The following is a 20943-nucleotide window of genomic DNA, read 5'->3' as shown; positions in this document are numbered from 1 at the left end:
GTTTCTTTTACTATAACTGTCATTTGATTTACATGTTTTTGCAGTCAAATCGAATACAGTATTTGGGGACTTAAAAATCGGAAATTTTCCAATTATTCAATTTTCCGATTTTAGTCATGTAAAAATACTATTTCCCCAATAAAGAATTTTTATTTATTCTACATCTCGTAAACAAGTTTAAATATAAACCTCAATCATGGAGACAATGATGAGCTTGATTAATACTGAAGTTAAACCATTCCAAGCAACTGCTTACCACAACGGCCAATTTGTTGAAGTTAACGAAACTAACCTTAAAGGTAAATGGTCTGTTGTATTCTTCTATCCAGCTGACTTTACTTTCGTTTGTCCTACTGAGCTTGAAGACTTAGCTGACAACTATGCTGAATTCCAAAAATTAGGCGTGGAAATCTACGGTGTTTCTACTGACACTCACTTCACTCACAAAGCTTGGCACGACACTTCAGACGCGATCAAGAAAATTCAATACCCATTAGTTGGCGATCCAACTTGGACTCTTTCTAAAAACTTCGACGTTTTAATTGAGTCTGAAGGTTTAGCTGACCGTGGTACTTTCGTTATCGATCCAGAAGGTAAAATCCAAATCGTTGAAATCAACGCCGGCGGTATCGGTCGTGACGCATCTGAACTTCTTCGCAAAGTAAAAGCTGCTCAATACGTACACTCTCACCCAGGTGAAGTTTGCCCAGCTAAATGGAAAGAAGGTGAAGCTACTCTTGCTCCATCTATCGACCTAGTTGGTAAAATCTAATCTCTCTTAGATTTTAAAAACTCGAAGAACCATCCTTTATCGGATGGTTCTTTTGTTTTGAATAAGCACATCACATTTTCTACTGATACTTTTACAATTCTGCCCTTCCCCGTTACTTAAACATTGAGTAATGTCAAATAAACAACTGGTTAATTTTTGAGTAAGTTTGATATGAAATAAAGGGGTGCATTTATGGTGAATACAGCGGTCGTCACTTCATGGAAATATAATGCTACATCGCGTCATTTAAAAATCTTTTATAGCGACGGTTCTGGAGATCTATATCATCCTGTCCCTGAGTTTGTTTATGACAACTTATTACGTTCAACAGACAAAGCTGCTTTTGTACATAAATATTTAGAATTTAATTTGCACTTTACTCGACTTTCTTTGGTGATTGCCTCATAACAACTATAAAAAAGACCTGCTCAAAACAGGCCGCGACTGGAATATGAAATTATTTCAGTAAAACTATTTTGTGACCACTAAACATAAACCTGCACCTACAGGCAAAATACTACTCATAAAATCTGCATCCTTTTTAATCAAAGATAAAAAAGGATTTACTTCTGCTGCATGAGATATCACATTATCAACCACTAAAACACCACCTTTAGCCTTAATTAATCGTTTTAAATCTGGCCAATAACTTTCATATACATCACGTTCAGCATCTAACAAAATAAAATCGAATGTTTCTTTTGCCTCTTTTAAGTAATCGGCTGCATCTCCTACCCAAAATTGAACAATTTCACTGAGCTCTAACTCAGCTACATGGCGTTTTGCCTCTGCACTTCGTTTTTCATCGATTTCAACTGTGGTCACCTGCCCTTCCGTTGCCTGTGCAGCTTCAGCTAACCATAAAGTTGAATAACCTGTCGAAGTGCCAATTTCTAAAATAGTTTTGGCTTGCTGCATACGAATAAATTGTGAGAGTAATTTTGCAGACTCTACTTCAATATTGCGATATCGCTGTAAACGATCAGGCTGCTGTGAGTCATGCTGTTTAAAGGTGTCATATAAATCAGCAACTCTTTGTAAGAAAATAGTATTTGGCATCTATTTTACTCCTTCTTTATATGACAGCTGTTTTAGTTAAGTACTTTGGATTAATTTAAAACGCGGTACGACACTACCATCACTCATTTGGACGGTTTCAGTAAACATATCAAGTGGTCGAACCCAAGTTGAATAATCACCATATAAACATTGATAAATGACCAATTCCTCTTCAGTTTCACTGTGTTTTGCTACAGAAAAAACCTGATAGAGATTACCTTTATAATGCTGATAAATACCGCGTTGCAATGACATGAAACTACCTTTTAATGTTATGACATAAAATCTTTACAGCCATATAACATATATAAATTTTCAAACACTTTCACTTTAAAATACCGCAAAAGTAAAAATGAGATTGGGATTCTCTTTTTAATATTTTCAACTCATGCCTAAATCAAACAAACATTCAAAAAACCGATCAAATACATAAAAACATACTGTTTTACCTATTCATTGTTTTCACGTACTATGCATCTATTGAAAGAATTTGGATGCATTGGAGTAAAAACAGATGTTAGATCAAAACATTAAAACTCAATTAAAAGCTTACCTAGAACGTTTAGAAAGTCCAATCGAATTAGTTGCTGCTTTGGATGAATCAGATAAAGCTGCCCAAATTAAAGAATTAGTAACTGAAATCGCTGAGCTTTCTGAAAAAGTAACAGCCCGTTTTGACGGTAACAATACACGTCGTCCAAGCTTTGGTGTGGCTAAAGCAGGTGAACAACCGCGTGTGTTCTTTGCAGGCTTACCAATGGGACATGAGTTTACGTCTTTGATCTTGGCTCTGTTACAAGTGTCTGGCTATGCACCTAAAGTGTCGGATGAAGTTTTAAATCAAATTAAAGGCTTAAACCTAAAAGCTAACTTTGATGTATTCGTATCATTAAGCTGTCATAACTGTCCGGACGTGGTACAGGCGCTTAACCTGATTGCCATTTATAACCCGAACACTACAGCAACCATGATTGATGGTGCTTTCTTCCAAGACGAAGTGGAACAACGCAAAATCATGGCTGTGCCGATGGTATTTCAGGACAACGAACACATTGGTCAAGGTCGTATGACGCTTGAAGAGATTGTGGCAAAACTTGATACCAACTCGGCTGAAAAAGATGCAGCAGCACTCAATGCCAAAGATGCATTTGATGTATTGGTGATTGGTGGTGGACCTGCGGGTGCAACAGCAGCAATCTATGCAGCACGTAAAGGTATTAACACCGGTATTGTAGCTGAACGCTTTGGTGGTCAGGTCATGGATACCATGGACATTGAAAACTTCACTTCTGTGCAAAAGACTCAAGGTCCTAAGTTTGCAGCCGAGATGGAAGCACACGTTCGTGAATATGATGTTGATATCATGAACCTGCAACGTGTCAGCAAAATCACGGGTGCCAACCAAACAGCAAATGGTCTGGTTGAAGTTGAACTTGAAAACGGTGCAAAACTTGAATCGAAAACTGTGATCCTTTCAACAGGTGCACGTTGGAGAGAAATGAATGTACCGGGTGAAGCTGAATACCGTACCCGTGGTGTAGCGTACTGCCCGCACTGTGATGGTCCACTGTTCAAAGGTAAACGTGTTGCCGTGATTGGTGGTGGTAACTCAGGTGTGGAAGCGGCAATTGACCTTGCAGGTATTGTTGAGCATGTAACTCTGGTTGAGTTTGACACTAAACTTCGTGCAGACCAAGTGTTGCAAAACAAGTTAAACAGCTTGCCAAACACCACAGTAATTATGAATGCGTTAAGTACAGAAGTATTGGGTGACGGTTCACAAGTAACCGGTCTTAAATATAAAGACCGTGCGACTGATGAAGAGCATGTGGTAGAGCTTGCAGGGATCTTTGTACAGATTGGTTTATTACCAAACACTGACTTCTTAAAAGACAGTGAGGTTGAGTTAACCAACCGTGGCGAGATTATTGTCAATGACCGCAACGAAACCAATGTAAAAGGTGTATTCGCTGCAGGTGACTGTACAACTGTACCTTACAAACAAATCATTATTGCCACAGGTGAAGGCGCTAAAGCATCACTCTCTGCGTTTGATTACATCATCCGTTCTGGGCAATAAAACTGGTTAAATCCTGTTATTGAGCGAAAGCCTAGCATTGCAAAATGCTAGGCTTTTTTAATGTTGAAGTTACAACTTTTTAACAATTTTTGATCTTTATTAATCAGTTACTTTATGTTTATATTTTAGACATCCATAATTTTGGATGCCATGAATTAGAAGGAAAAACACAATGAATAAATTACTTGTTGCTTTAGGTCTTGCTGCGACTGTTGCCCTTGTTGGTTGTAATAAAGAGAAAGCTCCAGAAACTGGTGCGACTACAGGTGAACATTTAGAAAATGCTGCTAAACAAGCAACAGCAGATATTAAATCTGCTGGTGACAAAGCTGCGAGCGATATTGCAACTGCTACAGACAACGCTACAGCTAAGATTGATGCTGCTGCTGACCATGCTGCCGATACTACTGCAAATGCTGCTGCACAAACTGAAGCGACTGCGCGTAAAGCAACTGCTGATACAGCTCAAGCTGTTGAACATGCAGCTGCTGATGTAAAAGAAAAAGCTCAACACTAAGTTATATTCAATATTAAAAAAGCCCCTATTGATTAGGGGCTTTTTTAATGCATCTAAAAGCTTATGAAATTAAACCTTCATCACGCATCGCGATTTGTACAGATTGACGTTCTGCAACTTTATTACGTAGTGCAATAATATTTTTATATGGCGTTAGATCATGCTCAATTGAATTTGACCAATTTGTTAACACAAATAAGTATGCATCAGCTGGACCAAAATTATCATTTACCAAATAGTCATAATCTGACTCAGCCAGATAATTATCGATATATTTTAAAAGACGGTCTATTTCAGCGTAAGCTTTGGTTTTTTCTTCGCTTGTTAACGGTGCGCCAAAAAATACTGCATAGGCGTCATGTAATTCAGAGTTCAAATAACCCAACCATTCCAACACTTTCGCACGGCCTAAGCCTGAAGGAGGAATCAAATCTTGTTTAGGATCATGCTGAGCAAGAAACGGTAAAATCGCCACGTTTTCCGTCAAAATCAAACCTGGGTTAATTTCTAAAGCTGGTACATAGCCCTTTGGATTAATTTCGTAATAATCTGCACCTTTTTCTGTTTTATGTGTTTTTAAATTTACTCGTTCTAAATCAAAATCAACATTAATTTCATTTAAAATAATATGTGCAGCTAAAGAACATGCGCCTGGCGAATAATATAATTTCATATCTGATCCTTCTTATCTTACATTAACGTTTTAAATTGCTTCTAAAAAACCTGCAAGGTTTGTACAATTCCTTAATTGTAAAAAAGCGTAAATTTATAAATTACTTACACTACCTAATATTCTTGAAAAAGTTTGACCTTGCAAGTTGTCTTGCGTGACGATTGTTTAAAATATGATAAAACACATTCCTATCACGCATTTTTTACCGTTAATTACGTTTAAAAAGTTGGCTAATCCATTCCACTAATTGGTTTAGGAAATCCAAAATAGGATTTTTGTTGCCATTATCAGGATGACTTGAATCTTTACCATTTAAATCTAGATCGACAATGACAGGATCATGGTCCGAAGAACGATAAGCATCTTCACCATAAAACAGAGCCTTTTGCTCATCAGTTTTATATTCTTCGTTGTAATCTAGAACAGTTGGTTCATCTGCATTGATATGCCAAGCAAAAGTACGCACTACTTTTGGATATAAATCTGCATCGGCAATTGCATGGTCTAAGTTACCCGCTCCCCCATTACCATTTGCATCACTTGCCACACCAAACACATAGCTATATGCCTGAGCGCCTTGTCCAACCTTAGCATCATTGAGGAGAACCTTATAGTTAGCTTTTTCAAAAGCTAAAATTGGTGCTTCTTTTGCATAGCTATTCATATCTCCAACGAGTAAAGCATTTTGCTTAGGAACTTGAGTTGGATTTTTCGCTAGCCACTGCACAATTTGGTCAACTGCTTTCACACGGGTTGGATTCCAACATCCTTGACCATCATTTTGATCAGCGTCAGTAGAGTTCGCATCTACTCCAGTACAACCTTTTGACTTTAAATGGTTTGGAATAACGGTAAACGTTTTATTACCACGAACAGCTTGGAAAGTTTGTGCTAAGGTTGTTCGGTTTTTATCACCCAAATCAAGCACAACAGGTTTGTTTAAAGGCTTAACACGCTTGCTGTTATAAATAATCGCAACAGCAATAACATCGCCACCTAAACGATCCAAATTTTCAGGAATAACATATTTCCAATCAGGACCTAATGCACTGGTTAAATGAGCAATTGCGCTGTTTGGACCATAACCATTGTTTGCAATTTCCATCAAACCGTATACGTCAGCATCAATCGCTTTTAATGCACTCACAATTTTACGGTGCTGTTTATCAAACTCTGCTTGTGTGTTTGCACCACGCTCTGTTGGGAAACCTGTTGCACCATTGTCATAGTTCAAAACGTTAAATGAAGCTACACGAATATGATTGGCATTTTTTGTAATGACACTCTGGCGTGGATTTGTTTGAGTAACAACTTCTGGTTGCGTACGTCCAAGCACTGGCTGTACTCGCCAACCATTAAAACGATACTCTAAAATCCCTTCAACATTTTTAAGCTGATAGCCAGAACGCAATGTATTAGCAGCACTAAAATTTGTTGGTAACCATGGCGTACGGTTTTGATTGTTATAACCATCATCAAAGATAATTTTCGATAATAAATTTTTCTGAGCTAAAGCTTTTGCTTCTGGCGACAAGGCAGGATATAAGTTGGTTGGAATATATAAACGGCCTAAACTTAACGATAACTCACCATAACGACCATAATTATAGTTTTCACTCACCGTTAAAGTCTGAGGTAATTTAACCAACATTCCTTGATAGCGCTGTGGAGAATTGGTTGAACCGCCTGTTAAGCTGGTAAATGGTAACTCTAAACTAATTGGCTGAACCTGATTTGCCATATTAGTATTACAGGTCTGAATATCTTGTTGTAATTGGTCGATCTGTAGTTGATTTTGATAGCTTGTTAAACGACCACGTAAGATGACTTCATCACCAACTTGCCCACCTTTTACCATGCTGCTATTTGGTATATAAACAAAAATGGCATTGCTTACATTTGCACGTGCTTTAGTGTCAGGTGTTTGAACATAAAAGCCTGAAAAACCATTAGCATAACGATAGTCAGCAGTAATTACGCCACGTACTGTATAAGTTTGATTTTGTGTGGAAGATGCTAAATCGGCAATTGGTGTATCTGAGCTTGAACAACTGACCGTTTGCACAGGCGGTTGAGTAGTCGAACCCGATAGATTTGAGAAATCATTTCGGTTTGCCCATGCTGACCACGAGTGGTCCAAATCAAATGCTGCGGTTGGATCGATACTCAAAGCTGGGTTTTCCGTTTCAATACGCTTAAAACTATTTCCTAAACTTGAAACGGCTGTTCCCCAACCTGCCTCTGGTCGTTCACCAATACGCCCAAAACGATCGACAGGTGTGCCTTTATAAACCAGCACAACTGCATCATCACCATTAAAAGATAATGCAGCAACCTGATTTACTTTACTACCAAGCTCAGTTTGCAACTCTGAGCGACCTACTAAAAACTTCTGTTTACTTGGAAGCGTACCTTGTAAACGGAAAGTCGCTGTCTTTGCAGTGCCACCATTATTAAACTGTTGAATCTCATAATCGGCTAAGTTAACTGTAGTACCATCTGGGTTATAAATTTCTAAACCCTTTTTATTACTACTGCCATCAACATACTGACTAAACATAAGCTGCGCCTGAGCAACAGAGCTATATGAAAATGCACCAAATGCACTTAAAAAAACCGAAAGTGTTCTTAACTGAAAAGTTTTCATGAGTAAAATTGTTCATGTGAGTTTTAATTAGTCTCTTAGATTAAATATTGATCATGACATCTACATGAAGAAAAACACCGAAATATTTGACTTGACCACCTGAAGACTTAAAATACCGCATTTGAATTTCAATATTGCCAAGGTTATGTCGATCGATCAGTTAGAAACGCAAATTGCAGACTTAGACAATTTGCCTGAACACCGTGAAATTGTGACGTTTATGCGTCGTTCAGCACCACTTAATACGTCTCAACGCACGGCATTAGAACAACATCGCGATTTAATTTTGGAATATCCTGTTGGTGACTTACGTCAACACTTTGAATATCCAGAGCGCCCTTTAACTGTTGAAATCGGTTTTGGGATGGGCCGCTCTTTAGTTCTTATGGCTAAAGCAAATCCTGAACGCAACTATGTAGGCATTGAAGTACACGTACCTGGTATTGCCCAATGTTTATATGAAGCAGGTATAGCGGAACTTAAAAACTTACGTGTACTCGATGCAGACGCGATTCAAGTTTTACGTGAAATGCCAGACAACAGTATCAACTGCGTACAACTTTACTTCCCAGACCCTTGGCAAAAGAAACGTCATTTCAAACGCCGTTTTGTTATTCATGAGCGTATGCAACTGGTCGAACAGAAGCTTGAGCTTGGTGGTACCTTCCATGCAGCAACAGACTGGGAACCGTATGCAGAATGGATGCTTGATGTACTAGACAACCGTCCAAACCTTGAAAACTTGGCGGGTAAAGGCAATAGCTACCCTCGTCCAGACTGGCGCCCAGTGACTAAGTTTGAACGCCGTGGTATTGAGTCGGGTCATAAGATTAATGACTTTATCTTTAAAAAGATTAAGTAAATAATAAAAAAGGCTTAGTAATAAACTAGGCCTTTTCTTTTTAATATCAAAAATAAACATATATCTTATATATTCTATTTCCACTTATTAATTAATGATTGCCAATCTAAACGAATCTAGCTATTTATAGAGACTGGTACTTGCCATACTAAAAAATACTAAGGAAAACCCATGTTAAAAATTTTAGGGCGTGATAACTCCATTAATGTTCGCAAAGTCTTATGGCTGTGTGAAGAATTAAATCTTGAATATGAGAGAGAAGATTGGGGACGAGGCTTTCGCTCTGCTCAATCACCTGAATATTTACAATTAAATCCAAATGGTCAAATTCCTGTTGTTTTAGATGGCGATTTAGTCCTTTGGCAGTCCAACAGTATTATCCGTTATCTCGCCAATGCTTACGATAAAGAGCATAAGCTTTACCCTACTCAAGCAAAAGATAGGTTCTTTGTTGACCAGTGGCTTGATTGGCAAGCGATCGAGCTAAATAACAGCTGGACTTATACGATTATGTCTCTTCTTAGACATTCACCAGATCATCAAGACCCTAACTTATTGCAACAAGGTATTGAGAACTGGAATCATCATATGCAGATTCTTGACCAACAACTTGCAAAAACTCAAGCCTATGTTGCAGGTACTGAGTTTACTCTAGCGGATATTCCAATTGGTCTATCTGTACAACGCTGGAAGGCCACTCCTTTTGACCATCCAACACTTAAACATGTCGACCAATATTTTGAACTATTAAATCAGCGTGCTGGCTTCTTAAAATGGGGCAATAACGGCGAACCTTAATTTTTAAATAAGTTTTAAGCCGAGTGATGGCGCTTCACGATGCCATCACTTAAAAGTTGATAGACCTGTTTTAAGTCATCCCTATTTGCTTGAGTTAATAGACCCTCATGCATTGCCAAGATATTTTCATCTCCCCTTACCGCAGGCCCAGTTTGCATTTGTTTCGGATCATTTTCAGTGGCTTTTTTTGCTGTTTCTACCATTAATGGATAAAGCAAGCTAAAGTCGACTTGTTCTGCATCTACAATCTGTTTAGCCATATCAAAACAGTAGTTACTAAAATTACAAACAAATACAGCCGCCAAATGTAAAGTTAAACGCTGTTTTGAGGTGTATTGATATACTCGATTACTTAGGCTATTTGCTAAATCAGAAAGTATGACTAAATCGTTTTTATTAGTCGCCTCTACAAATAATGGTGTGGCTTGCCAATCGACGTCTCTTTCAAAACTAAAAGTCTGCAAAGGATAAAATACCCCAGCTTTTTTATGAATATTACTAATAACTTCAATATTGGTACTACCCGAAGTATGAACCATAAGCGTTTCTGGAAATAACGCGTGTACTTGCATTGCAAGTTCACTAATAGCACTGTCTGAAACAGCTAAAATAATTAAGTCACTCGCTTGAAACTCTTGAAGAAACTGACATGCTTTTGCTTGAATTTGTTCTGCAAATTTCTGGGTTTTCTCAAAATCACGCGCATAGACTTGTGCGATGTTATGCCCCTTAGCCAAAAGTGCCTTTGCCAAATGAAAAGCAACACGGCCACTTCCTAACAAACTGATTTTCATACCAACCCAACAATATTGATGTTTATAAAAAAAGCTTCTCAAAATGAGAAGCTTTTTTCAAATCAGAATTCAATAAAATCAAACTTTTTTGTGAATCTATTGATTATTGAGCTACTGAAAACTCAATACGACGGTTTTTAAAGCGTCCTTCTTCAGTTGTGTTTTCTGCAACAGGGTTTTCTGAACCATGGCCTTGGGCAACAAGTTTAGATGCATCTACGCCTTTAGAAACCAAGTAATCTACAACGGCTTGAGCACGGCGTTGAGAAAGGGCTTTATTGGCAGCAGCATTACCTGTTGAGTCAGTGTGACCGCCTACGTTTAATTTCACACTAGTCACTTTATTTAACAGTGTTGCAGCTTGGTCAAGAATGGCTTTGTTATCTGCAGGAATTTCACTTGAACCACTCGCGAAGTTAATAATTTGTAGGTTAAGCGCTTTAACCAAAGCATTTACATCTACATTGTTCGGGTCAATTGAGCCTAAAGCAGTTTGTGAAGCAGTTAAGCTATTACTTACAGATTGCTCAGCTGTTTGTGGTGCAGCTGAAACAACTTCAGTATGAGGAACGAGTGCTTTTACTTTTGCAGTTAAAGCTTCTAAAGCTGCGGCATCACCTGCTTTCAAAGTGATTTTGTCACCAACCCATTCTAAAGACGCGTTTGGAACTCCTTTTAAGGCACCGAGCACACCTGCTAACGCATCTTTATCGGTAAATGCAGCAGCATAAGTTTGACTGGTATCAACATTACAGTCTTTAGTCCCTGAAAGAACTTTTTTAACTTGCGTTTGTAAAGTTGCCAAGAAGCCCTGATCACCAATGCCTGCCTGACATTGACTTACTGCCCCTTTATCGTCCGTACTTAAAGTTAAAGTAGCCGGTGCAGCTGCTGCGGCCGCTACACCACTTGCAGGAGTAGTCTCGGGTACAGGTGTAGCTTCTTTATGCTGGCAAGAGCGCCATAACCAAGCAATTAATAAACCAAGAATAATAAGCGCAATAATCGGTAAAAAACCACGAGATTTACCAGTCGTTTCCGTTGCCGCTGCAAGCGGAGGTGCAGTTGATGTTGTTACTGATGATAAACCCGCACCAATACCCAATGGAGCTAATAAGCCGACTGCCCACCCTGGTAAATATGAACGAATCGTTTCCGCATGTTGACGTAAATAGTTCACAATGCTTTGTTGATCGCTTCCAGCGACTTCAGAAATCGTATTAAGACTGGGTTTGATCGCACTATTGAGTGTACTTTCAATCTCGGCAGATGGTGCAGTGCCACTTAGGTGTGTTAGTACCGTATTTTTAATTTGGTCATTATGAGAAAAAAGATCGGATAATGATGGAGCTAAACTGTTTTTTAACTGTCCAATAAGATCAGGTTTAGCAGCTAATAATGAAAGTAGAATTGGATAAAACTTAGAGAGCGCGTTAGTTTTTTCGCCTAGGAATCCATCCTGATTATTCAATATTGTTGATGATACTTTTTCTTTAAGCAGTTCTATAGGGTTTATCGACATTGTTTATTCTCCCGAATCTTATACGTCGTAACCAGCAATTTTTTGATTATTCAAATACTTCTCTTTGCTGATAGTTTTTTATTCTAATGCGCTCGAAATCTTTTGTTGTCTTTTAAATAATTTATATACAATTTTCCATCTAGTATTTACAAAACAGGCAAATCATTATGATCTGCCTGTTTATATTTTGAATAAGCTTTTAACTATTAAAAACTATACAGCAAAAGTCTGTACTACTTTACCAGTAAGGTTTTGACCCAGTAATGGCGTGTTTTTTCCTTGAGACAAGATAGTGTCTTTAGTTAACGTCCAGCTTAGTTCAGGATCTACCAACACCCACCCAGCTTCAGCTTGCCAACGCGCAGTCATGTTTGCTACCTGTGCAGGAGCACTTGTTACTTTAGTAACCCACTCAAGTGGCTCAAATAAGCCTTCATTAATGAGTTGGATACCTAGAGCTACATAAGTATCAAATGCAGTAATACCCGGTTGGGTTTCAGCAAATGGAGCCATTTTCGCTGAACTGCTTAATGGTTCGTGATGCGTACAAATTGCATCAATTACACCTTGTTTTAAACCTTGGCGTAAAAGCTCTTTATCTTGCTCAGAACGTAATGGTGGACGAACATGTGCAAGTGAGTTAAAGCCATCCGTTAATTGTTCAGTTAAATGTAACTGGTGCATTGCGACGTCGGCAGTAACAGGTAAACCTTTCGCTTTTGCTGCACGAATTAATTCAACCGATGCACCGCAAGACAACAAGCCAAAGTGAGCTTTGACACCTGTCGCTTCAATCATAAGTAGATATTTTGCAATCGCTACAGTTTCAGCAATTGCAGGAATCATTGGCAAACCTTGACGCGATGCGATAAAGCCTTCATGAGCACAGCCATCTTTAGCAAGTTGCGGCTCTTCAGCATAGAACACGACTGTTAGACCAAGACCCGCAGCATACTCAAGCGTGCGGACAACAACATCATCATTTTCAAAAGCAGCATTTGCATTTGAAACAGCAGTACACCCACCCTTTTTAAGACCTGCCATATTTGCTGGTTGCTTACCATTTAGGCCTTGAGTCTGGGCACCAATAATATGCAGATGAATACCGCCGTCATGCCAAGCCTTTTCAATCAAGCCATGAATGAGGGCACCATTGTCTTGTACAATTGGCTTTGAGTCTGGTGGGGTAATCACGTGCAAAATACCATTGGCACGTGCAGCTTTTCCCTCAGACTTAAGCGTACCATGCTGCTGTTGACCCGGTTCACGTAAACGTGCACACAAATCAACCATGGTCGGCATTAACCATTTGCCTTGCCCATCAATGGTTTGTTCAACTTGTTCGACTGGAGCAACGAGCTTACCGTCTTGAATATATACAGTTTGTACGCTGTCTGTTTTTTGGATTGGGTCTAACACACGTACATTTTCAATTTTTACAATACTCATGTGATCCATTCCTTACAACGCAATCGCTTCAATTAAACCTTGTTCTTGAAGTTGCCCTTGCATAGACAACGCCAGTACAGCCATACGAACTGCAATACCGTTAGTAACCTGTTTTAAAATCACAGACTGGTCACCATCGGCAATACTCGAATCAATTTCTACACCGCGGTTCATTGGTCCCGGATGCATAACAATACAATCCGGTTTAGCTAAACTTAGGCGCTCTTTGTTTAAGCCATACATTCTATAAAATTCAGATTGCGAAGATAACGCTGGTGAATCAATACGCTCATTTTGAATACGTAGCGCAATAATCACATCACAACCAGTGACGCCTTCATCCATGTTATTGAACAAACGAACATAGTCACCGTATTCTGAAAAGCCAACTGGTAATAATGTATTTGGTGCAATTACACGAATGTCTTTACATCCAAGAGTTTGAAGTGCAGCCACATCTGAACGTGCCACACGAGAATGTTTAATGTCACCAATAATCGCAACACTCAAATCTTCAAATGGTTTTTTCGTCTCACGGCGAATTGTGAGCATATCGAGCATCGCTTGCGTTGGATGGGCATGACGTCCATCTCCGGCATTAATAATTGCGACTTTTGGACATACATCTTTAGCAATGAAATGTGCAGCACCCGAAGATGAATGGCGAACTACAAAAATATCGGCAGCCATTGCTTCGAGGTTCCAAAGTGTATCTCGTAAAGTCTCACCTTTTGACGTGCTTGAACGTGCTATATCAATGTTTAATACATTGGCAGACAAACGTTTTGCTGCTGCTTCAAAAGTAGTACGGGTACGTGTGGAGTTTTCAAAGAAGAGATTCATCACCGTCCGTCCTTCTAAAAGCGGGCGGTTAATTAAATTATTATTATCGTCTAAAAAGCTTTGAGCGGTATCTAAAATCTTAGTGAGGTTTTCTTTTGAAAGGCCCTCAATCGTTAAAAAATGTTTTAAATTTCCGTCTTGATTGAGCTGAACCTGGCTCGGTTGATGCAATGCTGCAATATGCATAATGGATTCCTATGGGTCGAATCGCGAAAACGTGCATAGTGTAGCTGAATTCCAGCTTTTTCGCAGAAGAACTTTACAGAATAAGACCCTAAATTGACCAGAAAATTTAGGGCCATGCCGATATTACCTTAAAGCACCAATATAATGGTGCGGAACTTGTGCCCGATAAATGTCTTCAGCCGTGATTTCTTTTTCTTCGTTTAACTGAACATTTTCCGCGATTTGTTTTTGAGGAAGCTCTGGTATGGAGTCAGTCAATGAGTTTAATCGTTCAACATAACGTTTTAATTCATCGTCATCTGTTTCCAAAGCCAGCGCTATTACATACTTTGCGTAATCTTTATTTTGGACCACATACAATGCATCTATGACCCGCCCTGTGATCCTACGCATACGCACATATATTTGTGTGGACACTGAAAAAGCTTCCGCATTGGCTACAAAACCATTCCCCATCATATCTTTCATTTATATTCCCCTATGCTTTCAAATCATAAAATTGGTTAAAAACCATTTAATAAATAAGCTTTACTCATAGAGGTTTAGCAAAATACATACCAGTTTATAGGATTTAAGCTTTAAAAATCAGTTTATTGGTTGCCAAGTGATAGGTTGCAATAATTTAAAAACCTTTACACATCAAAATAAGTTAAACTTTGCATCGTTAATATTTATATGTTTTGGTCAATCGAGTTTATGAATACCTCTTTACGTTTAAACCACTATTGGATTACTTGTGCTGATGGTTTAGAAAGCCTCTTACAAGAAGAAATAGAACAGCTTGGCACCAAAGTGACAGAACGTAAAGCTGGACGTTTAATCATTGAAGGGACACTTGAACATGCTTATCGCATTTGCATGTGGTCCCGTCTTGCCTCTCGTGTTTTACTTCCAATCCATACGTATGAACTTGAACATACACATGATGCACGTGATGTAGCGGAAGAGCTTTACGAAGGTGCAATGAGCTTTGACTGGTCACTTATTTTTGCACCACAAAGTACCTTTGCTATTCGCTTACATGCAGAACGTGAAATTAAAGTTAATACCCAATTTGCAACGCTTAGAGCAAAAGACGGTGTAGTCGATTCCTTTATGGAAGCTGTCGGCCGTCGTCCAAGTATTGATACTAAACAACCAGAAATTACGTTATATGTACTTGCTGGCAAGACTGAACATACTTATTGCCTAGATTTATCTGGTGACTCATTACATAAACGTGGCTACCGTCGTTATATGACGGATGCACCGATTAAAGAAAACCTTGCTGCAGCAATTTTACAAAAAGCTAAGCTCAAAGAACGTAATCCAGAGCTTGTCTTCGACCCAATGTGTGGTTCAGGTACTTTTATCATTGAAGCATTAATGATTTTAACTGACCGCGCACCTGGTCTTGTTCGCCGTTTTGGCTTTAATGGTTGGCATGGTCATGACCGTGAACTTTGGCTTTCACTCAAAGCTGAAGCAGCAGAACGTCATGAAAAAGCGCTTGAGCAACCACTACCTAAGTTCTATGCGTTTGATGCTGACTGGGAAGCTGTAAAAGCAACTCGTGAAAACATTATTGCAGCAGGCTTTGAAAAGCTATTAAGCCAAATTCAAATTGAAGAACGTACTTTAGCTGACTGGCCAGATTTTGCTGCTGAAAAGAAAACAGCTTTTATTGTGACTAACCCTCCATATGGCGAACGTTTAGGTGATAAAGCATCAAACCGTTCTCTTTACTTAGGGTTATCGGCACTTTTACAAAAACATTTCCCAAATCAATATGCAGCCATTATTGCAGCTCAAATTGAACAAGCAGATGTTTTAGCTTTTGAAGCACCTGAAACTTTACGTTTAATGAATGGTAAGTTACCAATTTACATTCGTTTTGGTGCAATCAAACCAGAAAAAGTAACACAGCCATTTTTAGCAACTTGGCAAGCTCAACCTGTTGAAATGGAAGAAGCTCAAGACTTTGCGAACCGTTTGCAAAAAAATATGACTGCCTTGAAAAAATGGGCCACTAAAGAAAATATTTACTGCTTACGATTATACGATGCCGACTTACCTGACTTTAATGTCGCTGTCGATTTATATGGTGACCGTTTACATGTTCAGGAATATGCACCACCAAAAACAATCGATCCTGAAAAAGCAAAAAAACGTTTTAATTTAGCACTTGCTGTAATTCGTGCTGTTACCGGTTTAAACCGCGACGCTATTTTTATTAAAACGCGTGCTCGCCAAACAGGTACTAACCAATATACGAAACAAAGCACAGCTTCAAAACGTTTTATCGTTCAAGAAGGTAAAGCTAAGATTTTAGTAAACCTGACTGACTATCTTGATACAGGTTTATTTCTTGACCATCGTCAAATGCGTTTACGTATTGCTCAAGAAGCTCGTGGTAAACACTTCCTTAACTTATATAGTTATACCTCTACAGCCAGCTTACATGCGGCTTTAGGCGGTGCTGCAAGTACTACAAGTGTCGACTTATCGAACACGTACTTGAGCTGGTCTAAAGAAAACTTCGTTTTAAATGGTTTAACTGTAGATCATGCAGATGAACAACACATGTTCTTTGCAAGTGACTGTTTTGAATGGCTAAAAGAAGGTCACGAACAATACGATCTTATCTTTATTGACCCACCTACTTTCTCTAACTCTAAAAAGTTCTACGGTACTTTCGACGTACAACGCGACCATGTGTCTCTTATTAAACGTGCTATGAACCGTTTAACAAGTGAAGGTACGCTTTACTTCTCAAATAACTACCGCGGCTTTGAAATGGATGAAGAAATTGAAGCGCTATACGACGTTGAAGAAATTACGTCTGAAACAATTGGACCCGATTTTAAACGTAATCAAAAAATCCACCGTGCATGGAAAATTCAGCATTTAGGATTGAACTGATATAAATTTGGCGAGAAGTTATCATTACTTTACGGTAATGATAACTTCGCCATGTACATTTTTCGGTTCAAACTCATAACGTGTAAAACGGTCCGCTCGGTCTGGTAGCGCCACCATTTCTAATTTTTTCTTTTCTTTAATATCTATCACCTGATTTTGTTTTTGTTCTTGATAAGGTGATAACACACTCGATCTTAATGAGTTCCAGCGAACTTCTTGTAAATAATTATCTCCTAATTCTTTGCGAGCTTGGTGCTGCTCTATTTCAGGTTTTTGTGCATCATCTTGAGCCTTAGCAATAATGACGGGTAAAGATGTGGTTACCGCACCTGTTTGAGTGGCTAGCGCACTTTCTGTCATTGGTTGTGCTGCCCAGGCATTTGATAATAATACAAACACACCGCTCAAAACTCCCAGCATATACCCTTGCTTATTATTCATTACCTACTTCCTAAAATTGTTATTGTTCGTTATATGAAATCAAACTAGCAACTTTTTAACCTTGTCGCAATGTTATAAAGAAACTTCCCGATAATTAGCATTGATCATTTTAAAATCTGAAATTCTTCACAGGCCTTTCGTGAATATTCAAGTAGTTTTATAGATTGTTATCTCAGACTTGCACCATAACTCCAGATCACTTACTGTGATTTTATAATGTATTTGCATTTAGATTTATTCATAAATAAACACCATACGAGGTGGAATAATGCTTCAGCAATGCTGTCAATTATTAGAAGATCTTCAACTTAAAGTTGCATTTATTGAAAGTGCCAGTTCAGGTTACTTAACCAGTCAGTTTTCGATTCATAAAAATAGTGGCGCTGATATTTTACTGGGCGGATTAGTGAGTTATGACCCCAGTATTAAAATCAGTGTTTTAAAAGTTGAACCAAAGTTAATCGAAACCTACACAGCAGAATCACCACAAGTAACTGAAGAAATGTGCAGGCTTGGTCAAACTCTATTTCAACAAGCCGATATTATTGTAAGTTGTACAGGTTTACTCAAACATGGCGGAAGTGAAACCACGGAAAAACCTGTAGGTACTTTTTTTATTTGTATTTCTTATCTAGGACGTATTTATCATTACCATTATTTTTTATCAGGACATGCCGAACAAAAACTTAAAACTCTCACGCAAAAAGTGGCAGACTCAATTATTGCGCTTATATCTTCCAATCAGCATAAAAGTTAAATATAAAAAAAGAGAATATGTTTCCATATTCTCTTTTCGGTTTTAGCAGAACAAACTTAGCTGAGTTTCATTTTATCAAAGACCAAGTGACCATGCTCACCTTTAACTAAAATGGTATCACCTGCAACAAACTCACCTGACAAGATTTTTTGAGCCAAAGTGTTTTCAACCTGTTGTTGAATTGCACGTTTTAATGGACGTGCTCCGTATACAGGATCGAAACCAGCATCAATCAATAAGTCAAATGCACTGTCATCTACAGTTAAGCTCATATCACGATCAACAAGACGTGAACGTAAACGATCTAACTGAATATCCGCAATACCACGAATCTGCGCTTTCTTGAGTGAATGGAAAATTACAAGCTCATCAATCCGGTTAATAAATTCCGGACGGAAATGCTGACTTACCGCATTCATCACGACTGTACGCACTTCATCATCAGTGGCACCTTCGCCAAGCTCACGTACATCTTGTGAACCCAAGTTTGATGTCATCACAATAACCGTGTTTTTAAAGTCCACTACTCGACCTTGTGAGTCGGTTAAGCGCCCGTCATCCAACACTTGGAGCAAGATATTGAAAACATCTGGATGCGCTTTTTCAACCTCATCAAACAACACCACGCTATATGGTTTACGGCGAACAGCTTCGGTTAAAACACCGCCCTCTTCGTAACCCACATAGCCCGGAGGCGCACCAACTAAACGGCTGACAGAATGTTTCTCCATGAATTCACTCATATCGATACGAATCATGGCATCATCACTATCAAACAAGAAGTTAGCTAAAGCTTTAGTTAACTCAGTTTTACCAACACCCGTTGGTCCTAAGAACAAGAATGATCCGCTAGGACGATTCGGGTCAGACAAACCGGCACGCGAACGACGTACTGCATTCGATACCGCAACAACTGCTTCATCTTGTCCTACAACACGGTCATGCAAGAACTCTTCCATATGAAGGAGTTTTTCACGCTCGCCTTGCATCATTTTAGCAACCGGAATACCCGTTGCAGCACTAACGACTTCGGCAATTTCATTTTCAGTTACTTTAGTACGAATGAGTTTTGGCTCTTCGTTTTCTTCAGCAACTTCATCTTGCTCAAGCTGTTTTTGAAGCTCTGGAATAACGCCATATTGTAAACGTGCTGCTTCGGCTAAATCACCTTCACGCTGAGCTTTCTCAAAAGCAATACGTGCTTTATCAAGTTCAACCTGAGCTTGTTTAGTGCCTTCTACCAAAGTTTTTTCAGATTTCCACACTTCTTCGAGATCGTTATATTCTTTCTGAACTTCAGCGATCTGTTTTTCAAGATGAGTAACTTCGGCCTTACTGCCTGCATCTTCATCTTTTTTCACCGCTTCCAACTGCATTTTCAACTGGATTAAACGGCGATCAAGTTTATCAAGTGCTTCAGGTTTAGAGTCAATCTCCATTTTGATACGAGAAGCTGCCTCATCAATCAGGTCAATCGCCTTGTCTGGTAATTGACGGTCTGTAATATAACGATGAGACATTTTCGCTGCTGCAATAATCGCTGAGTCTAAAATTTGTACACCATGGTGAGTAGCATACTTTTCTTTTAGACCACGTAAAATCGCAATGGTATCTTCAACGCTTGGTTCATCCACCAGAACTTTCTGGAAACGACGTTCTAAAGCGGCATCTTTTTCAATGTATTGACGATATTCATCTAAGGTTGTTGCACCCACACAGCGCAACTCACCACGAGCCAACGCAGGTTTTAACATATTCCCTGCATCCATCGCGCCGTCACCTTTACCAGCACCAACGAGTGTATGTAACTCGTCAATGAATAAGATGATTTCGCCTTCGTGTTTCGCCAAATCTTTTAAAACAGCTTTTAAACGTTCTTCAAACTCACCACGATACTTAGCACCTGCAAGTAATGAGCCTAAATCTAGTGATAAAACACGTTTATTCTTTAAGCCTTCTGGCACTTCACCATTGACAATACGCTGTGCTAAGCCTTCAACAATAGCGGTTTTACCAACACCCGGCTCACCGATGAGTACAGGGTTGTTTTTTGTACGACGTGACAAGACCTGAATAGTGCGTCGAATTTCATCATCACGTCCAATGACCGGATCAAGTTTCCCCGATAAAGCCCGCTCAGTTAAATCAATTGTATATTTATTAAGTGAGTCACGTTGGTCTTCGTGATTATTACTCATGACTTTGTCACTACCTCGAATATGTTCAATTACTTTGCGTAAGCTGTCGGGAGTTACACCTACGGCACTTAAAATATTTTTTGTTTCGCCAGTTTCTGCTAAGCCCAATAAAACCCAGTCAGTCGACAAAAATTCATCGCCAGCTTTTTGCGCATATCGATCTGCCAAATTAAGTGCTTTAACTGCTTCAGGGTTTAAATTGACATCACCCGTCGGGTTAGCAATAGTCGGAGCATCTTTTAAAGCCTGCTCTAGCTTTTGTTTAAGTTCAGGTAACCGTGCACCTGCTTGTTGCAACAAACTAATATTAGACGGCTCTTCCAATAAAGTACTCAAAATATGAATACCTGCTATAGCCGTATGGTCTTTACCCATTGCTAAGGATTGAGCATCTGAGAGGGCTTGCTGCAAGCGGTTCGTAAATTTTTCAAATCGCATTCTTGT

The 20943-nt window shown here is 39.0% G+C and carries 19 protein-coding genes; 8 read left to right on the top strand and 11 right to left on the bottom strand.

Annotated elements, in window-relative coordinates; genetic code table 11:
- Positions 1-208: 208 nt before the first annotated feature.
- Both ahpC and CSB87_RS16005 read left to right on the top strand, forming a co-directional pair.
- Positions 209-772, top strand: a complete 564-nt coding sequence (gene ahpC / locus CSB87_RS16010; RefSeq protein ID WP_002049519.1) for an alkyl hydroperoxide reductase subunit C — start codon at positions 209-211, stop codon at positions 770-772.
- Between the two features lie 192 nt (positions 773-964).
- Positions 965-1180 carry a KTSC domain-containing protein gene (locus CSB87_RS16005; protein ID WP_002049514.1) on the top strand — a complete coding sequence of 72 codons (216 nt, stop codon included), beginning with the start codon at positions 965-967 and terminating at the stop codon, positions 1178-1180.
- Between the two features lie 63 nt (positions 1181-1243).
- Here CSB87_RS16005 and CSB87_RS16000 read toward each other — a convergent pair whose 3' ends face one another.
- Positions 1244-1831: an O-methyltransferase gene (locus CSB87_RS16000; RefSeq protein WP_004888011.1), complete on the bottom strand. Its 588-nt coding sequence runs from the start codon at positions 1829-1831 to the stop codon at positions 1244-1246.
- Positions 1832-1867: 36 nt separating this feature from the next.
- Positions 1868-2086 carry a DUF1653 domain-containing protein gene (locus CSB87_RS15995; protein WP_004888012.1) on the bottom strand — a complete coding sequence of 73 codons (219 nt, stop codon included), beginning with the start codon at positions 2084-2086 and terminating at the stop codon, positions 1868-1870.
- A 259-nt stretch (positions 2087-2345) separates the two neighbouring features.
- Between CSB87_RS15995 and ahpF the strand changes: the two genes are divergently transcribed.
- Positions 2346-3911: an alkyl hydroperoxide reductase subunit F gene (ahpF, locus tag CSB87_RS15990; RefSeq protein WP_004841771.1), complete on the top strand. Its 1566-nt coding sequence runs from the start codon at positions 2346-2348 to the stop codon at positions 3909-3911.
- A gap of 172 nt (positions 3912-4083) precedes the next feature.
- Positions 4084-4428, top strand: a complete 345-nt coding sequence (locus CSB87_RS15985; RefSeq protein ID WP_002156827.1) for a hypothetical protein — start codon at positions 4084-4086, stop codon at positions 4426-4428.
- A 61-nt stretch (positions 4429-4489) separates the two neighbouring features.
- On the opposite strand, the gene CSB87_RS15980 is transcribed toward CSB87_RS15985, so the two are convergent.
- Positions 4490-5101 (bottom strand): glutathione binding-like protein, encoded by a 612-nt coding sequence (locus CSB87_RS15980; protein WP_002156856.1) that lies wholly within the window; start codon positions 5099-5101, stop codon positions 4490-4492.
- A gap of 208 nt (positions 5102-5309) precedes the next feature.
- Positions 5310-7748 carry an ExeM/NucH family extracellular endonuclease gene (locus CSB87_RS15975; protein ID WP_004888014.1) on the bottom strand — a complete coding sequence of 813 codons (2439 nt, stop codon included), beginning with the start codon at positions 7746-7748 and terminating at the stop codon, positions 5310-5312.
- 145 nt (positions 7749-7893) lie between these two features.
- Between CSB87_RS15975 and trmB the strand changes: the two genes are divergently transcribed.
- Both trmB and CSB87_RS15965 read left to right on the top strand, forming a co-directional pair.
- On the top strand, positions 7894-8610 hold the full coding sequence (gene trmB, locus CSB87_RS15970) for a tRNA (guanosine(46)-N7)-methyltransferase TrmB (RefSeq protein WP_004888016.1): 717 nt from the start codon (positions 7894-7896) through the stop codon (positions 8608-8610).
- Between the two features lie 171 nt (positions 8611-8781).
- Complete coding sequence (locus CSB87_RS15965; protein ID WP_004888018.1) at positions 8782-9408, top strand: glutathione S-transferase family protein; 627 nt, start codon at positions 8782-8784, stop codon at positions 9406-9408.
- 14 nt (positions 9409-9422) lie between these two features.
- Here CSB87_RS15965 and CSB87_RS15960 read toward each other — a convergent pair whose 3' ends face one another.
- The 5 genes from CSB87_RS15960 to CSB87_RS15940 all read right to left on the bottom strand — a co-directional run bounded on the left by CSB87_RS15960 (position 9423) and on the right by CSB87_RS15940 (position 14670).
- The gene (locus CSB87_RS15960) at positions 9423-10202 is read right to left on the bottom strand and encodes a Rossmann-like and DUF2520 domain-containing protein (protein ID WP_004888020.1); all 780 of its coding nucleotides are present in this window, start codon (positions 10200-10202) and stop codon (positions 9423-9425) included.
- Positions 10203-10305: 103 nt separating this feature from the next.
- Positions 10306-11724, bottom strand: a complete 1419-nt coding sequence (locus tag CSB87_RS15955) for an OmpA family protein (protein WP_004709830.1) — start codon at positions 11722-11724, stop codon at positions 10306-10308.
- Positions 11725-11937: 213 nt separating this feature from the next.
- Positions 11938-13173 carry a dihydroorotase gene (locus CSB87_RS15950; RefSeq protein WP_004709832.1) on the bottom strand — a complete coding sequence of 412 codons (1236 nt, stop codon included), beginning with the start codon at positions 13171-13173 and terminating at the stop codon, positions 11938-11940.
- A 12-nt stretch (positions 13174-13185) separates the two neighbouring features.
- Positions 13186-14202: an aspartate carbamoyltransferase catalytic subunit gene (locus tag CSB87_RS15945; protein WP_004888022.1), complete on the bottom strand. Its 1017-nt coding sequence runs from the start codon at positions 14200-14202 to the stop codon at positions 13186-13188.
- 123 nt (positions 14203-14325) lie between these two features.
- The gene (locus tag CSB87_RS15940) at positions 14326-14670 is read right to left on the bottom strand and encodes a hypothetical protein (protein ID WP_004709834.1); all 345 of its coding nucleotides are present in this window, start codon (positions 14668-14670) and stop codon (positions 14326-14328) included.
- Positions 14671-14898: 228 nt separating this feature from the next.
- On the opposite strand from CSB87_RS15940, the gene rlmKL reads away from it, so the two are divergent.
- Positions 14899-17103, top strand: coding sequence for a bifunctional 23S rRNA (guanine(2069)-N(7))-methyltransferase RlmK/23S rRNA (guanine(2445)-N(2))-methyltransferase RlmL (gene rlmKL, locus CSB87_RS15935; RefSeq protein WP_006582054.1), 2205 nt, complete (start codon positions 14899-14901; stop codon positions 17101-17103).
- Positions 17104-17127: 24 nt separating this feature from the next.
- On the opposite strand, the gene CSB87_RS15930 is transcribed toward rlmKL, so the two are convergent.
- Positions 17128-17544, bottom strand: a complete 417-nt coding sequence (locus CSB87_RS15930; protein ID WP_004888026.1) for a hypothetical protein — start codon at positions 17542-17544, stop codon at positions 17128-17130.
- Between the two features lie 268 nt (positions 17545-17812).
- On the opposite strand from CSB87_RS15930, the gene CSB87_RS15925 reads away from it, so the two are divergent.
- Positions 17813-18301: a CinA family protein gene (locus CSB87_RS15925; protein ID WP_004888028.1), complete on the top strand. Its 489-nt coding sequence runs from the start codon at positions 17813-17815 to the stop codon at positions 18299-18301.
- A 56-nt stretch (positions 18302-18357) separates the two neighbouring features.
- Here CSB87_RS15925 and clpB read toward each other — a convergent pair whose 3' ends face one another.
- On the bottom strand, positions 18358-20937 hold the full coding sequence (clpB, locus tag CSB87_RS15920; protein WP_002156879.1) for an ATP-dependent chaperone ClpB: 2580 nt from the start codon (positions 20935-20937) through the stop codon (positions 18358-18360).
- Positions 20938-20943: the final 6 nt, after the last annotated feature.

The sequence above is a fragment of the Acinetobacter sp. AR_0276 genome (assembly GCF_003000705.1).
Lineage (GTDB): Bacteria > Pseudomonadota > Gammaproteobacteria > Pseudomonadales > Moraxellaceae > Acinetobacter > Acinetobacter nosocomialis.
This window is presented reverse-complemented; position numbering and strand designations above follow the sequence as displayed.